Consider the following 16,918-nt stretch of genomic DNA (forward strand, 5'->3'; position numbering starts at 1 on the left):
AATATGGCGATCCCTGTCTGCTTCGCCATCCTCATGAGTCTGGCTGTAACTTCCTTTACCTGGGATACACTTCCCGGTGCAGACTCCACGTCATCCGTAACTATGGTCTGTATGGAATCTATAACAATGACCTTTGGAGTGTCCTTCTTGACATACTCCTCCACATCCTCGAGATTGTTGACACAGAGAAGCAGCATATCCTTTGTAAAATTTCCGATACGCTCTGCCCTCATCTTTATCTGTGAAAGGGACTCCTCACCTGACACATAAAGTATCTTCTGTCCCATCTCTGACATATTCCTACACATCTGCAGCAATATGGTGGATTTACCTATACCCGGATCTCCTCCCACCAGCACAAGGGATCCGCTCACTATCCCGCCGCCTAATACTCTGTTTAATTCGCCTATTCCTGTGGTAAAACGCGTCTCGTCGGTGGTCTCCACCTCCAAAATGCTTGTAGGCGCCACGACAGCCCTTCTACCGGACTGGCTCTTGGCGCCTACTGTCACTTTCTCCTCGCAAAATGAATTCCACGCTTTACAGCCGGGGCACTGCCCCATCCATTTTGTCGATTCGAATCCACATTCCTGGCAAAAAAACACCTGTTTTCCTTTTGCCATAAATATCTCCTGTGTATGCTATATTAGTCAAATGCTCTTTTAACATCAACCTTGACTGGTCTGCCCTCTTCAAGATCTACGCTTATGCTCATCTTGCCACCGAGGTTGGTCTTGTTCTTGCCGACATATACATCGTCTACGTGAACCTTGTACTCTGTCTCAGGCTCAAGCTCAAGTGTGATGGACGCATTCTCTGGTCCCTCAACTACAAATGTAACATCGTTCTCATCAGCCTTGAAACCATGTACTGCTGTTCCCGGTACTGACTCATATACGAACATTCCGTTCTTCTCAAGCTTTGTGATCTCGTTGAAAGTCTTTATCTTGTAGATATCTCCCTGGAACTCAAAACCGTCCTTCTTGGTCTTTGCTCCAAGCTCATAATTACCGAATTCCAATGACTCCCCCTGTGCATTTATCAATTCATTTACTACTGACATTGATCTTATCCTCCTGTTGTTTTTGTATGATCTGAACTCTATCGCAATAATATCCTGATATATATCAATAATCTCTGTATACTATCCGTTAGTGATTTTCATTATACAGTAATGCATCCTTTTTTTCTACAAAATTATGCATTTTCACCAATATTTCATATTAATTTCTACTGCTTAATTTTCCGCACTTGGCACTACTGTATATCATGCTCACATCACAAATATCTAATCCGACATCATTCCTCTGTCTTTTGTTTCGCTGTAAGTGATATTTTCTCAGTGGTTTTTCCGTCGGCTTCCTTCTTTTTCTTCGTTGACACTGTGACTGTATCACCTTTTTTGACATCACCTCTAAGCATCGCCTCCGCAAGCACATCCTCCACATATGTCTGGATAGCCCTTTTGAGTGGTCTTGCTCCATACTTCTTGTCATAGCCTTTTCCAAAGATATATTTCTTTGCATGGTCGGTGAACTTAAGCTCAATATCCATCTGTGTCTGGACACGGTTCTTAAGTTCCTTTAACATAAGTCCGGTTATATCCTTTACATTTGCCTCGCTCAGGGCATGGAACACGATTATGTCGTCTATTCTGTTCAGGAACTCCGGCTTGAAGGTTCTCTTGAGCTCATCCATTACATTGCTCTTCATCTTCTCATGTTCCTTTGTCTCATCGCTTACCGTGACAAATCCAAGCTGCTTAGGATCAACTATACCCTGTGCCCCTGTATTGGAGGTCATGATTATGATGGTGTTCTTGAAATCCACCTTTCTTCCCTGGGAATCCGTTATGTGTCCGTCATCAAGTACCTGAAGGAGAATGTTGAACACATCGCTGTGAGCCTTCTCTATCTCGTCAAACAGCACAACAGAATACGGATTGGTCCTGACCTTCTCACTGAGCTGTCCGCCCTCCTCAAAGCCTACATAACCCGGAGGTGAACCTATCATCTTGGACACGCTGTGCTTCTCCATGTACTCCGACATGTCAACTCTTATCAGGGCATCCTCACTTCCAAATACTATATCTGCAAGAGCCTTGGAAAGCTCTGTCTTACCGACACCTGTAGGTCCGAGGAACAGAAATGATCCCATCGGTCTCTTCGGATCCTTAAGTCCGACTCTGCTTCTCTTGATAGCACGTGATACGGCTGTAACAGCCTCCTCCTGGCCAACTACCCTCTTGTGAAGTTCACTCTCAAGGCGTTCAAGCTTCTTTGACTCCTTCTCCGTGAGCTTGCTCACAGGGATCTTGGTCCACACGGACACAACATCCGCAATATCGTTCTCCTGAACTGTGATATTTCTCTGGCTGGAAGACTGCTTTCTTGCATTCTTCTTTGCAAGCTCCTTCTGTCTCGCGCTCACCTCTGCCGCCGCCTCTATATTGCCAGCCATGAGTGCCTTCTCCAGATCGTCGTTGAGCGTTGTAAGCTCAGCCTCCACAGCCTTTTTCTTCTCATAATTATGTCTGTCCGATGAGAATCCGAGCCTCTTTCTGGAGCATGCCTCATCCATAAGATCTATGGCTTTGTCCGGCAGGAATCTGTCTGTTATATATCTGATGGACAGATCCACCGCAGCTTCAACCGCATCATCGCTTATATCGACATTGTGATGCTGCTCATAGCATGGTCTGAGTCCCTTGAGTATCTCCACTGCCTCATCCCTTGTAGGCTCATCCACGTACACCGGCTGGAATCTTCTCTCAAGGGCCGCATCCTTCTCTATATACTTCCGATATTCGTTCAGAGTCGTAGCACCTATCATCTGGATCTCGCCGCGTGACAGGGACGGCTTCAGTATATTGGACGCATCTATTGCACCCTCGGCACCGCCTGCCCCTATGAGTGTGTGAAGTTCATCCACAAACAATATGATATTGCCATCCGATATGACCTCTCCGATGACCTTCTTTATCCTGTCCTCAAACTCTCCTCTGTACTTGGATCCGGCAACCATGCTTGAAAGGTCAAGCGAAAGGAGCCTTTTACCCTTTACAGTATCCGGCACTTCATCGTGGGCTATGAGATATGCTATGCCCTCCACAACAGCAGTCTTTCCAACACCCGGCTCTCCGACCATACATGGATTGTTCTTCATTCGTCTGCTGAGTATCTGCATGACTCTCTCTATCTCTTTTGTACGTCCGATGACCGGATCCATATTGCCCATCCGTGCTTCCTGTGTCAGATCTCTGGAATACTGATCCAGTGTAGGTGTGGATGTCTTGCTCTTATTTCTCGACTTTTTCAGTGCTGCATATTCTCTCTTTGCCGTATTCGCATCGCTTCCACAGGCCAGAAGTATGTCTGTGTACACCTTCTGGATATTTACATTCTCTGATGCCATAAGCTTTACAGCTACACAGTCTGTCTCCTTTATAAGTGCCAGAAGGATATGCTCTGTTCCCACCTCCTGGGAATTGAGTCTTCTCGCCTCATACTGTGAGTCATCGAGAATCCTTCTTGCGCTCATCGTATATTTGTCTCTCTCCCCTGTGACTACTCCACCAGGTTCCAATGTATACTTCAACGCATCTATGATCTTAACTATATCCAGACCATTCTCGTTCAGAATACTGTACGCTGTTGTATCTGCTACAGATGCCAGTGCAACGATAAAATGCTCGCTTCCGACAAAATTCTGTCCAAGCTTCCTCGCCACCCTGTTTGCCTCTTTTATAACTATGTCAGATTCTTTGCTGTACGGTAATTTCATTCAGTCCACCTCAAATCTAAATAATCTAGGATTTTATGCGCTTCATTATAGCATATGTCGTCGTGCGTAAGCGCGATGACCTACGCACGCATCAGCGTGCTTCATTATAACATATATATTACAGGAATACAAAAGAGGTTTTGAGACAAATTCTCTCAAAACCTCTTCCGTAAATATATATCTATAGATTACTGCTCGTCTATAGCCTTACCTATATCATGTCTCATGTACTTGTTGTCAAATGTGATCCACTCTGTCGCAGCATATGCATTCGCACGAGCCTCGAAAAGATCCTTGCCCTTTGCTGTAACACCGAGTACACGGCCGCCATTTGTCACGATCTGATCACCGTCAAACTTTGTGCCGGCATGGAATACAAAGTAGTCATCCTTGCCATCAAACTTCTCAAGTCCATGTATAGGATAGCCCTTCTCATATGATACAGGGTATCCGTCTGATGCAAGAACTACGCACACTGCCGCATTGTCCTCAAACTGAAGATCAACTTTATCAAGTGTTCCGTCGATACATGCCTCCATGACATCGATAATATCATTCTTCATACGAGGAAGAACTACCTGAGCCTCAGGATCGCCAAATCTTGCATTGTACTCGAGAACCTTAACACCATTTGGTGTCATCATGAGTCCGCAGAACAGAACTCCCTTGAACTCTCTGCCCTCTGCCTTCATGGCAGCCATGGTTGGCTTGTAGATGTTCTCCATGCAATACTCGTCTATCTCTTTTGTATAGAAAGGACTTGGGGAGAATGTTCCCATTCCGCCTGTGTTGAGTCCCTGATCTCCATCCTTTGCTCTCTTGTGATCCTGTGCTGAAGTCATAGGCTTGATCGTTGTTCCATCACAGAAGCAAAGGACTGATACCTCACGTCCTGTCATGAACTCCTCTATTACCATGGTATTTCCGGCTGAACCAAAGTGCTTGTCAAGCATGATCTCCTTGACGCCTGCCTTTGCCTCCTCAAGGTCATTACATATGAGAACACCCTTGCCGAGTGCAAGTCCGTCAGCCTTTAAAACTATAGGGAATGTGGCTGTCTCAAGGTACTTAAGCGCTGAATCGGCATCTGTAAAGTTCTCATAAGCCGCTGTAGGTATGCCATACTTCTTCATGAGATCCTTGGAGAACGCCTTTGAGCCCTCTATGATCGCTGCATTTGCACGAGGTCCGAATGCTCTGATACCAGCTGCCTCAAATGCATCGACCGCACCTGCAACAAGCGGATCATCCGGCGCAACAACAACCAGATCGACTGCCTTATCCTTTGCAAATGCAACCAGCTTGTCAAAATCCATCACACCTATATCAACGCACTCTGCAAGTGCTGCGATACCTGCGTTGCCAGGTGCACAATATATCTTGGATACTTTATCACTCTTTGAAATACTTGTAACTATAGCATGCTCTCTTCCGCCGCTTCCTACTACCAATACTTTCATGGATATTCCTCCTAATCTTCTACAACTGCAATTCCATCTTCAACATGTACTTTGCCATGGGCAATCTTGTCTATAACCGCAGGCAGAAGCTTCCACTCGGCCTGCTCCATCACACGCTGCTGCAGAACCTTTGGTGTATCTCCATTCTGTACTGCAACCGCCTTCTGCATGATTATAGGACCTGTGTCAGTGCCTTTATCTACAAAATGAACCGTAGCTCCCACTACCTTGACACCTCTTGCAAGGGCTGCCTCATGAACTTTAAGTCCATAGTAGCCTGTTCCGCAGAATGCCGGTATGAGTGATGGGTGTATGTTGACTATCTTATTCGGATATGCATCTATCACTATCTCAGGTATAACCACAAGATATCCTGCGAGAACTATAAGATCCGCTCCGGTCTCCTGAAGCTTTGCGAGAAGTGCTTCGTTGAATCGAGCTCTGTCCGCGTAATCCTTAGGGCTTACGACCTCCGCTGCTATTCCCACCTTCTTCGCCCTCTCAAGAGCAAATGCATTCTTATTGTTGCTTATGACCGCAACTATCTCCGTATCTGTTATGACTTTATTATCTATGGCATCTATGATGGCCTGAAGATTGGTTCCGCCGCCTGATACCAGAACTGCAACCTTTAGCATAAGTCTACTCCCTTTTCACCAGCTACAACTGTACCGAGAACAAATGCCTTGTCGCCGGCAGCTTCTATAGCTGCAATAGTCTTATCTGCGTCTGCAGGGTCTATAGCAAGACACATACCAACTCCCATGTTGTATGTGTTGTACATCATATGCTCATCTATATCGCCTTTCTTTGCGAGAAGCTTGAATATAGCCGGTACCTCATATGAATCCTTCTTAACCTGAGCACGAACTCCGTCTGGAAGCATTCTTGGGATATTCTCATAGAATCCACCACCTGTGATGTGACTGCATCCCTTGATCGTAATGCCTGCATCCTTCACTGACTTGAGAGCCTTTACATAGATTCTTGTAGGCTCAATAAGTGCCTCACCGAGTGTCTTGCCAAGCTCGTCGTAATATGTATCAAGAGATTCCTTTGTCATCTCGAAAACCTTTCTTACAAGTGAGAAACCGTTGCTGTGCACTCCACTTGAAGCGATACCTATAAGTGTATCTCCAGGCTTAATGCTCTCTCCTGTAATAAGATCCTTCTTCTCAACAACACCTACTGCAAATCCTGCAAGGTCGTACTCATCCTCAGGCATAAGTCCCGGATGTTCTGCTGTCTCACCACCTACGAGGGCAGCTCCTGACTGGTTGCATCCCTCTGCAACGCCGCTTACTATAGTTGCAATCTTCTCAGGATAGTTCTTGCCACATGCTATATAGTCAAGGAAGAAAAGTGGCTCTCCACCAGAGCATGCTATATCATTCACACACATTGCCACTGCGTCGATTCCGATGGTGTCATGCTTATCCATAATATAAGCGAGCTGAACCTTTGTTCCGCATCCATCTGTTCCTGACAGAAGTATAGGCTCTTCCATATCCTTGATCTTAGCGAGACTGAAAGCTCCTGCGAATCCACCAATTCCGCCAAGTACCTCAGGTCTCATGGTTGTCTTGATGTGCTTCTTCATAAGCTCCACAGACTTGTATCCAGCTTCAATATCTACTCCGGCATTCTTGTAATCCAATTTCTTATCCTCCTGTTATCTGTTTTGTACAAGGCGCACCGGCACCTTTTCAAATATTCCAATAAATTATAGATTATATCGAATACTTTGTAAAGATTGAGATGATTACAAATTGATAATGTGGTGAACGTGTGATATAATCACAATATATTGTGATTATAGCTATCCGCAATATATAACAGTCGATTATACTACAGCAAAAGCAGTTACTAAAGGAGCACCCGCATGACCAACAACAGATTGAACATCGGTATTTTTACATGTCATATTGATAACGATTACGCAACAGAGGTTTGCAAAGGAGCTGAATACGCAGCAAAGGAACTTGACTGCAATCTCATCGTATTTCCGGGCATGTTTCTGAATGCCTCCTTTTATGATCCTGCCAATCAACTGTATGATTACCAGTATAATTCGATTTTCTACTATGCACATCCTGAGTGTCTGGACGCACTTATCATCTCCGTCGGAGCTATATCATCTCTGTTATCGGAGAAGGACATGAATTCTTTCCTTTCCCATTTTGATGGAATACCTATCCTCACACTGGAGGAGAAGCTTCCGGGATATCCATGCATCAGAACAGACAATTCAAGAGGAATGAGGGATGCCATAGAACATCTCATAAAAGAACACAAGAGAAAGCATATATGCTTTGTTGCCGGCAAGGATGACAACACCGACAGCAATCTCAGACTCAAGATATACAGAGAGGTTCTCTCTGAGAACGGACTCAGCGTTGAGGACCGCATGATAATACACGGCGACTTCGCAGAATACTGTCAGGAGGAGACTGCACAGCTTCTGGATGTCAACCCGGATGCCGATGCCATCGTATTTGCAAATGATCACATGGCAATAGGCGGTTACGCAGAGCTCAAGGCCAGAGGAATACGCATAGGAGAAACCATGTCGGTCATCGGTTTTGACGATTCACCATCTTCAGTCAACATGGATCCACCACTCACAACAGTCAATATCAATTCCTGTGAGCTCGGTTTCCGTGCAGTGTATGCGGCGGTGAGACTTGCCCAGACCGGCAACATGAAATCCGAGGCTTTGGATTCCCGACTTATAAACAGAGTGTCCTGCTGCTGTCATCTGTGCACAGAGAGTGACCTGATGAAGGATGGCAGACATTTGCTGGATCTGGATATACCAGACATCATCGATATTCTTGATGGCCGTCTCTTCGGTGAGATTGCAGATTCATTCTACGCATCCAAGGTCATGTCCGCCTACAACAGGATACTCATTGATATAGTATCCGTGATCAAGAGCGACATAGATACGGAGTACCCACAGAACAAGATCATCGATGAACTCAAATGTATTCTCGAATCTGACCTGACCGATTTTTATTCTGTCCAGAAAACAGCATACATGTTCCGTGAACTGGCTTCCATCTTCTCAAGCTGTAAATTGTCTGCAGCCAAGAGTCTCCAGTTCAACAGACTTAACACGACCATAACCAACACCATATCACTCTTCATCTCGAATCAGCTTTACAACACGATATACGAGAACAAGATGATGGGCTGGTCATCAATATACATAACCCGTGACACCCTGACATACGGCGAGGATCTTGGCAAGACATACACATCCATCCTCCACAAGCTTCAGGGGCTGAATTACGAAGGAGCTTACATCTACACATACGACGATCCTGTGCGCATCACAGACACGGGAAGCTGGATCGTTCCAAAGTCAGTCTTCCTTCAGGCTTTCTTCAACCCGAACAATTGTCAGGTGCTTTTCGGAGAGTCCAGAAGGGTTCCTTCTGTAGAAATTTTTGACAACGAATATACATACTATGACAAGCGTTTTACATCCGTCATAGTTCCTATATTTACAAACGAGGATCACCACGGAGTGTTCATATGCAACACAGATGTGGCTCACTTCAGTTCCATATATTCCACCAGCCTGCAGCTCGGTGCAGCACTGAAATATATGTCGCTGCTCCGTGAGCAGAACATCACGCAGGAACAGCTCAGGATGTCTCTGAACGAGATCCACGAGAAGAACGAGCTTCTGAACCACCTGTCGACATCAGATGAGCTGACGGGTATATATAACAGACGTGGATTTATGGAGCGGGTTGAATACTATATCAACATTCCGTCAAACTGTGGAATGAAGGCTATACTTCTCTTCGCTGATATGGATTCACTGAAAGTTGTAAATGACAAATTTGGACACAAGGACGGTGACTTCGCCCTCAAGAACATCGCGAACATCCTGTCCCAGAGTTTTGGTCCACATGATGTCATCGGTAGAATAGGCGGCGATGAGTTCGTATGCTTTGCATTTATAGACGACTCCGATTACGTCACCGAAGTGCAGCGCAAGATCAAGGATTTCTCAGCCGAGCTGAACGCAACCTGTGGCAAGCCATACTTCATAGAGATGAGCGTTGGTGTTACTGAATTTGTCTGCGATGGAGAACAGACCATCGAGGATCTACTCTCACAGGCAGACACGGCACTTTACTCAAACAAGAGATACAAGAGAATGTCCATACTGAAGTAATCTTCAGTATCAGAACAAAGATATATACATAAAGAGAGACAGATATTTATTTCGACTGAAATAGATATCTGTCTCTTTTTGTCCTATAGGTCTACTTTGCCTGATCCAGCGCTTCATTGAGCTTCTCTGTTCCCGGCAGGACAAATCTGCCCTTCTCGATGATCGGAACTTCAGTTCCATCCGGATGAACGGAATATATTCCTCCTATCTCATCGTAAGGTATTGTTATGTCTGTATGGCAGTTGAAATACGCCTTTGACACATCTGTTTTTCTCAGAATAGAACACTCATTGTCCTTTGCCACGATCTCCTTGCCATCAGGATTGTGGAGCACATTTTCCTCACTCCAGCTATAGCATGTATCTCCCACAGCAAAATGCGGTCCCATCTTCTCAACTATGAGGATAGGCAGTTTATACACTATGTCATATTTGTTTGCCATGACGTATGCTGTCGTATTTGTTCCTATTGCAAACTCTCCTATAGGAAGTGTATCCCTTCCGCCCAGAAGATTCTCCTTTATATACGCCTTGTTCTTCTCCGTATCCGGATAGTTGTCACATGTATAGTCCGCTATTTTTCCATCCTCAAATGTAAGCTTGAGATTCACATATTTCAGGCCGTCCAGGAATACTTCACTTACGTTTAATATTCCGTGGGTTCCGGTGAGCTTCGGTGAAGTGAACACCTCTCCAACAGGTATATTCACATCGGCTACGCAGTTCTCAAAGTTGGTCTCCTTCGATGGATCTGTCATCTCGTGCATCATAACGGTCATATCAGTCACATTTGCTCCCTGACCGACAACCCTCACGTGTTCAGCCTTATCAAGCTCATCTATCATACTCTGATGGATCGCCCTGAACAGATCATTGTCCAGTGTGTTGATCCTGACAGTATCCCTGAATATATCTCTGTATCTATCTCCGATCTCCGGCACAGGGTATGCTATTATAGTGAAGCTGCACTGATCCTGGGCTATATATTCATTTACGATCTGTGAACTCATTGTGCGGTATGAGATCGCAGCCTCCTGCTGTTTCTTGTCGAGCACAGGATTCCGTTCACTGTTCTCCGGCTCAAATGGGTTCTCGCCGAACACCTCGACCACCGCAGGGCCCGCATATACTGAAGCCTCATAGGCCATATTCTTGTATGCCTGTCTGAGCACCTCCAGCTTTCTCTCCATGAGCTTCTTGTCCATGAAGAGTGCCTCATCCATCCTGTGATCGTACTCGAGCTGTCTGTTAGGAACGCTTGACGAATAACCTATCCTGTGTATAAGTCTCCTGTTGATCCTGTTTGCCGCATATCGGTAGCATATCGGCCTCAGACCCATCTGCTCAAACTGCAGTATCGCGGCTCTTATCATCCTCTCCTGTCCAAGGAAATATCGGATATTTACAGTTTTCTTCTTCGAGAGATCTATTCCGGCAGCCTCGAATCCCAGTCTGTAGCCCTCGGTGAATGTTCTTGCCATGGCCTCTATCTCTGAATCCGGCAGGGTACTCATGAAAATCGCCGTGTCGATCTCATTTTTTCCAACATACTCTCCATATCTGTACAGATACGTGACATCGCCCAAATCGCTGTTCATAATGATATCCGTCGCAAATGTGAGATCAGGGTCAAGCTGCTCTCTTATCCTGTACGTGATCCAGAACTCGGCATAATCGTTCTCAAAATAATACACAGCGGATTCCAGATCCTTCACGGAAAAATCATCCTGAAACATGAAATATATCTGGACAAACAGCTCCGCAAACAAAGTTATGTCAACCACTCTGCCCTCAAATGCGTACACTGTCATTCCTCTTATCTCGTTGTACACAAATCCCAGAAGCTGGGCGATGCGCTTTATCTCCTCTTTGTCACGGGTGTAATCCTTTGAAAACTCACCCATGATATATCTGTAATTTGCATAGCTTCTATTGTAGTTGTCTCCCAGTATATCATTGTACAGCCCATGGTTCATCGCCTGAAGCTGATCAAGGCTCCTGTCTGGCAGTGCGTCATTTTTTACCAGTTCCAGAACATCTCCTATTCTAGCTATAAATCCGGCAACATGACTGAAATAATCTCTGTACGGCTCCTTTACCAGTGATTCATGGATTATCTGTCTCACACGTTCCATGATAAGCTCATAGCGCTCTTCTATATCATCATATTCTTCTGTAAGATCCTTATAATAATTCATCGCATGCCCTTTCTATAATCCCATCAATAAAAATATAACAGACGCTCCAAGAACTATAACATTAAGTATGATCGCCATCTTCTTGTTTGTTATACCTCCGTTGTCCGCCCTGTAGCCTATGGCCGAGAATACCAGGCCTGTAAATGCCATCAGCATCGCGCTGACCATGAGGACTCCGTACACCCTCTGTACCTTTCCCTGGGTAAGTATGGATTTTATGATGGATATGACCACAAACACTCCGCCAAATCCGCCCAGAAAGTATCCAATTATGGTGTCCGTCGGCAGACCCGGTGTCGAAACTTTGAATTCCTTACTTCTTTGCATGATATCTCCTGATAAGTTTTGCTGTAACGTAATATATACAATATCCTATGACTCCACCAAGCGTATTCATGATGATGTCATCGATATCGAACACACCCAGTTTGGTTATGTACTGCACCGTCTCTATGACAAGTGTAAATCCCAGAGAGTACAGCAGAGCCTGTACAAATGTCGTGTTCTTATTTCTCGCCCATCTGAGCAGCATACCAAACGGTATAAATGCGATTATATTGCCATAGAGATTCAGAAATACACTCATTGGCGACATCTGATCCCCGTATGTGATAAACCGCTGTATTTCCTGCAGAGGGTGAAGATTGTATCTGCGTTCATCATATCCCCCTCTGCCAAACATATCGCTGAAAATAAGAAAGTAAACGATACAGATTATATAAAGCACAAACAACACAGAGCACACAGCCCTGAGTTTTTTTCTATCTATCTGCTTCAAAATATTACTCCTGTCAGGACAGGTCTGCAGCTTTACGCATCTCCATTATTCTGTCAAGAAGCATGTCTGCACACTCTTCCTTTGACATCATCGGAAGTTCACTGATACTGTCCCTTGTAATGAGAGTGAGAACATTGGTATCAACACCAAATCCCGCCCCTGCGACCTTTAAATTATTTGCCGCAATAAGATCTATATGCTTTGAATCTATCTTCTTCCTTGAATTCTCTATGAGATCCCTCGTCTCCATGGAGAATCCGCAGATGATCTGATCCTGTATCCCCTTTTCAATTCTCTGATTTCCAAGTGCAAGCAGAATATCCTTCGTTCTCGAAAGCTTGATTCTCATGTCTCCATCAGCCTTCTTGATCTTGTGTTCTGCCACCTCTGCAGGCCTGTAATCAGCCACCGCAGCAGCCTTGATGATCACGTCCTGCTCTGTACTTCTGTCCATGACAGCCTCGTACATATCCTGAGCCGATGTTATGTCAACCACATTGACAAATCTCGGCGGTTCTATCTCCACCTTGCCTGTGACCAGGGTGACGTCCGCCCCTCTGAGCATGGCCTGTCTGGCAATGGCATATCCCATCTTGCCTGTGGAGTGATTCGTTATATATCTGACCGGGTCTATGGCCTCACGGGTAGGGCCTGCCGTAACCAGAAGTCTCACCCCGGCCATATCCTTTTCTTTCGCTATGGCCTTAAGGATATAATCCTGAAGAACCTCCGCATCAGGGAGCTTGCCCTTGCCTGTGTCTCCACATGCAAGGTATCCAGTTGCGGATTCCACTATCTCATATCCATATGACTCAAGCTTCTTTATATTGTCCTGTACTATAGGATTCTCTATCATTCCGGTATTCATGGCCGGTGCTATGATCTTAGGACATTTTGCCGGCATGATCGTTGTGCTGAGCATATCGTCTGCTATTCCCCCCGCTATCTTGCCGATTATATTGGCCGACGCAGGTGCCACCATGAACACATCCGCCCTCTTTGCCAGTGCTACGTGCTCCACGTTGAACTGGAAATTCCTGTCAAATGTATCGACCAGGCATTTGTTGCCTGTGAGCGTCTCAAATGTGATCGGATTGATAAAGTTTGTTGCGTTCTCCGTCATGATGACATGCACATCCGCATGCTTTTTCACCAGCATACTTGCCAGATTGGCTATCTTATATGCCGCAATGCTTCCTGTGACTCCGAGAACTACTGTCTTTCCTTTTAACATACTGTGTATTTTATCCTTTCTTCAAAGGCTGTATTCTATAACTCAGCTATAAAGTTGTCAATCAGTCTCGCCTTGCCGAACTTGACTGCCATTGCACAGAGTACATGTCCTTCTGCCTTCTCTATGGACTGCATGGTATCCATGTTGACCATCTCTACATAGTCGATAGTTGCAAGCGGTTCAGCAGAGATGAGCTTCTTCATCTCACCAACGATCTTCGCTGCGTCTCTCTCTCCGTCAGCTATCATGTCCTGACCAAGCTTTACGGCCTTGCTGAGAACTACTGCAGCCTTTCTCTCCTCTGGTGTGAGGTAGATGTTTCTTGAGCTCTTTGCCAGTCCGTCCGCCTCTCTTATGATCGGACAGCCGACTATCTCTATATCAAAGTTCAGATCCTTGACCATTCTCATGATGATGGCAAGCTGCTGGGCATCCTTCTGTCCAAAGTATGCTCTGTCAGGTGTAACTATATTGAAGAGCTTTCCTACAACTGTACATACACCCTTGAAATGTATTGGACGTGTAAGTCCGCAGAGTGCATTTGGAAGTCCTGTCATGTTGATGAATGACACGAAGCCGTCTGCGTACATCTCCTCAGGCTCCGGATTGAATATGATGTCTGCACCTGTGCTCTCACAGAGCTTTGCATCAGCCTCAAGATCTCTTGGATAGCTCTCAAGATCCTCGTTTGGTCCAAACTGTATAGGATTTACAAATACGCTTACAACTGTTCTGTCGTTCTGCTCCACTGACTTCTTGATAAGACTCTGATGTCCCTCGTGAAGATAACCCATTGTAGGAACAAGACCAACTGTAAGTCCCTGCTTCTTCCACTCTTTAACCTGCGCTCTTACCTCATCTATCTTCTTTAAAATTACCATGATCGTTTTCTCCTTTAGTATAACTTCTCTATTACTTCATCGTCTATCTTGTATGTGTGCTCAGGGCCCGGGAATGTTCCGGCATTTATCTCATCGATATAAGCCTTAACCGCACCTCTCATAACATCGCCCACATTTGCAAACTGCTTTACGAACTTTGGAACAAAGTCTGAATACATGCCAAACATATCCTGATTTACAAGCACCTGTCCATCGCAGTAACGGCCTGCGCCTATTCCTATGGTAGGGATGCTTACTGTCTCTGTGACTATCTTCGCAAGCTTCTCTGGTACGCACTCCATTACGAGCATGAATGCGCCTGCCTCCTCAACAGCCTTTGCATCCTCTATGAGCTTCTTGGCTGCAGCCTCTGTCTTGCCCTGCACCTTGAATCCGCCAAATGCGTTGATGGACTGTGGTGTGAGTCCAAGATGTGCACATACAGGTATGCTCGCCTTGACTATGGCGCTTATCTGCGGACACATGTCCTGACCGCCCTCAAGCTTCACCGCTCCGGCACGTCCTTCCTTCATGATCCTTCCGGCATTGACAACCGCGTCATACACGCTTGTCTGATAGGACATAAATGGCATATCTGTGATAACAAGAGCATTCTTTGCGCCCCTTGCCACCGCTGCACTGTGATGTATCATATCATCAACAGTTACAGAGATCGTGTCCTCATATCCGAGGATAGTGTTGCCCAGGGAATCTCCAACAAGAATAGTGTTGACTCCTGACTCATCCACGATCTTCGCCATGGTGTAATCATACGCTGTGATCATGGATATCTTCTTGTCCGTTCCCTTCATCTGCCTGAGTGTTGCCGTCGTGTTCTTCATAATTAAATTCTCCTATTCCGTTCAGTAGACGTATCAAACCGCTATAATCTCTGTCCGGGTGCTTTCTCTCTGCCACCGGCACAAGGCATCTGGACACCGCAGCATATGCGCTCCGTTCATCTCCGCTCAATGCATTCAGATGCTTTCTCACAGTTTCTGTATCGCATCTCTCAACAGGCCCTGTCAGGCTGTCAACCGTTCCCCTGTCAGCCGCAGCTTTCGCATTGCCGAGGAACAAAGGCACTATAGCCCTCTGTGCCTCCTCCGCCGAGAAGCCGCACTGTGTCAGAAGCTCCTGTGAAACCGCCAGCAGCCCTGTTACCAGATTGCTTGCAAACACCGCAGCGCCGTGATACTTCACCTTGTCGGTACCATCAATGCGCACACAGCTATTGCCGAGGGCTCTTATGACAGAACATACCTTATCGACATGTCTGTCATCTCCCTCAACTGTAAAAAATGAATTGTCCAGTTCTTTATAGGATTCGTACTTTGAACTTATTGCATACATAGGATGAATCGAATAACCAAAGGCTCCCGCCTCTGTTATACCTGAGAAAATATCTGATGTCATCGCCCCACTGGCGTGACAAATGATCCTGCCACGAATGTCAAGATCCTTTATACTCTTCCACACCTCTCCTATCTGTCCGTCAGGAACGGTGAGAAAAATAATTTCACTATACTCACACAGCTGCTCCAGGCTGTCGTACACACAGGTCTCGGTAAACTCTGCTGCAAGCTCCGCACTCTGTCTGCTGGCGCTAAAATATCCACCAACCTCCAGGCACAATGCTCCATCCGTTTTCTCTCTGACAAGCTCTCTCTTCTCTGCGATATACCTGCCAAATGTGAATCCGACTTTTCCAGCTCCAATAAATCCAATCCTCATACAATCACCTGCTTAAATCTGTTGTCAGTATCCGTGTATGCGCTTCCTGTGGAAGCATGATTCAGGTACAGCTTCTTTCGAATACCATCCATCCAACATACTAACATTCCACTTTTTAATTGTAAAGTTAGTACTTAAACTTTTCTATTACTTCTTCGTTAGCTTTCATGGCTGCCTTTTCCATGTCTCTACGCTCATCCTGAAGCTTTAATCTGACTGCCTCGTTGTTGACACCGATTATCTGAAGGGCAAGATATGCAGCATTCTTGCTTCCGTTTATCGCAACTGTTGCAACAGGGATTCCTGAAGGCATCTGAACGATAGAAAGAAGTGCATCCATTCCATCAAGAGTTGCGCCTGAGAGAGGTACTCCAATAACAGGGAGAACTGTCTGTGATGCCACAACTCCAGGGAGTGCTGCCGCCATTCCTGCAGCTGCGATTATGACCTCTGTTCCGTTATTGTTAGCTTCCTCGATGAATTCTGAAAGTCCTGCGTGTGCTCTGTGTGCTGAAAGGCATCTCACATCGACCTCCACACCGTAATTCTTAAGAATTGATACTGCCGGCTCAACCTTTGGCAGATCACTTGTTGATCCCATGATAATTGCTACTCTCATTTTTCATTTCCTCTTTTCTTGTTTATTTATATTGCAGCGC

The 16,918-nt window shown here is 45.6% G+C and carries 15 protein-coding genes (1 of these 15 running past the window's edge); 1 reads left to right on the plus strand and 14 read right to left on the minus strand.

Annotated features, from left to right (window positions below):
• The 6 genes from radA to purM form a co-directional block, all read right to left on the minus strand.
• Positions 1-623 carry the 5' portion of a DNA repair protein RadA gene (gene radA, locus GT575_RS08400; protein WP_161171863.1) on the minus strand. The gene continues 739 nt to the left of window position 1, outside the view, so 623 of the gene's 1,362 nt are visible here — the first part of the coding sequence; the start codon lies at positions 621-623; its stop codon lies beyond the left edge, outside the window.
• 23 nt (positions 624-646) lie between these two features.
• Entirely contained in the window at positions 647-1,063 is a 417-nt protein-coding gene (locus tag GT575_RS08405; RefSeq protein WP_022216880.1) for a hypothetical protein, read from the minus strand.
• Between the two features lie 236 nt (positions 1,064-1,299).
• Entirely contained in the window at positions 1,300-3,783 is a 2,484-nt protein-coding gene (locus GT575_RS08410) for an ATP-dependent Clp protease ATP-binding subunit (protein ID WP_161171864.1), read from the minus strand.
• 188 nt (positions 3,784-3,971) lie between these two features.
• Positions 3,972-5,243 (minus strand): phosphoribosylamine--glycine ligase, encoded by a 1,272-nt coding sequence (gene purD, locus GT575_RS08415; RefSeq protein WP_022216882.1) that lies wholly within the window; start codon positions 5,241-5,243, stop codon positions 3,972-3,974.
• A gap of 11 nt (positions 5,244-5,254) precedes the next feature.
• Positions 5,255-5,881 carry a phosphoribosylglycinamide formyltransferase gene (gene purN / locus GT575_RS08420; protein WP_055146784.1) on the minus strand — a complete coding sequence of 209 codons (627 nt, stop codon included), beginning with the start codon at positions 5,879-5,881 and terminating at the stop codon, positions 5,255-5,257.
• Positions 5,875-6,900: a phosphoribosylformylglycinamidine cyclo-ligase gene (purM, locus tag GT575_RS08425; RefSeq protein ID WP_022216884.1), complete on the minus strand. Its 1,026-nt coding sequence runs from the start codon at positions 6,898-6,900 to the stop codon at positions 5,875-5,877. Before purM ends, purN begins: the two co-directional genes overlap by 7 nt.
• 225 nt (positions 6,901-7,125) lie before the next feature.
• On the opposite strand from purM, the gene GT575_RS08430 reads away from it, so the two are divergent.
• Positions 7,126-9,435 carry a diguanylate cyclase gene (locus GT575_RS08430; protein WP_161171865.1) on the plus strand — a complete coding sequence of 770 codons (2,310 nt, stop codon included), beginning with the start codon at positions 7,126-7,128 and terminating at the stop codon, positions 9,433-9,435.
• A 91-nt stretch (positions 9,436-9,526) separates the two neighbouring features.
• On the opposite strand, the gene GT575_RS08435 is transcribed toward GT575_RS08430, so the two are convergent.
• The 8 genes from GT575_RS08435 to purE form a co-directional block, all read right to left on the minus strand.
• Positions 9,527-11,632, minus strand: coding sequence for an aminopeptidase (locus GT575_RS08435; protein ID WP_161171866.1), 2,106 nt, complete (start codon positions 11,630-11,632; stop codon positions 9,527-9,529).
• Positions 11,633-11,644: 12 nt separating this feature from the next.
• Positions 11,645-11,959: a hypothetical protein gene (locus GT575_RS08440; RefSeq protein ID WP_015535076.1), complete on the minus strand. Its 315-nt coding sequence runs from the start codon at positions 11,957-11,959 to the stop codon at positions 11,645-11,647.
• A complete protein-coding gene (locus GT575_RS08445) occupies positions 11,946-12,410 on the minus strand; it encodes a VanZ family protein (protein ID WP_055223402.1) in 465 nt (154 codons plus the stop codon). The genes GT575_RS08440 and GT575_RS08445 overlap by 14 nt, the downstream gene beginning before the upstream one ends.
• A 13-nt stretch (positions 12,411-12,423) precedes the next feature.
• Positions 12,424-13,644 carry a bifunctional phosphopantothenoylcysteine decarboxylase/phosphopantothenate--cysteine ligase CoaBC gene (gene coaBC, locus GT575_RS08450; protein WP_161171867.1) on the minus strand — a complete coding sequence of 407 codons (1,221 nt, stop codon included), beginning with the start codon at positions 13,642-13,644 and terminating at the stop codon, positions 12,424-12,426.
• Positions 13,645-13,679: 35 nt separating this feature from the next.
• The gene (gene panC, locus GT575_RS08455; protein ID WP_015535078.1) at positions 13,680-14,525 is read right to left on the minus strand and encodes a pantoate--beta-alanine ligase; all 846 of its coding nucleotides are present in this window, start codon (positions 14,523-14,525) and stop codon (positions 13,680-13,682) included.
• Positions 14,526-14,539: 14 nt separating this feature from the next.
• On the minus strand, positions 14,540-15,367 hold the full coding sequence (gene panB, locus GT575_RS08460) for a 3-methyl-2-oxobutanoate hydroxymethyltransferase (protein ID WP_015535079.1): 828 nt from the start codon (positions 15,365-15,367) through the stop codon (positions 14,540-14,542).
• Positions 15,294-16,259 (minus strand): Rossmann-like and DUF2520 domain-containing protein, encoded by a 966-nt coding sequence (locus tag GT575_RS08465; RefSeq protein ID WP_117874935.1) that lies wholly within the window; start codon positions 16,257-16,259, stop codon positions 15,294-15,296. Before GT575_RS08465 ends, panB begins: the two co-directional genes overlap by 74 nt.
• Positions 16,260-16,386: 127 nt before the next feature.
• Positions 16,387-16,878 carry a 5-(carboxyamino)imidazole ribonucleotide mutase gene (gene purE / locus GT575_RS08470; RefSeq protein WP_015535082.1) on the minus strand — a complete coding sequence of 164 codons (492 nt, stop codon included), beginning with the start codon at positions 16,876-16,878 and terminating at the stop codon, positions 16,387-16,389.
• Positions 16,879-16,918: the final 40 nt, after the last annotated feature.

It is taken from the genome of Coprococcus sp. BIOML-A2 (assembly GCF_009875795.1).
Taxonomy (GTDB): Bacteria; Bacillota; Clostridia; order Lachnospirales; family Lachnospiraceae; genus Coprococcus; species Coprococcus aceti.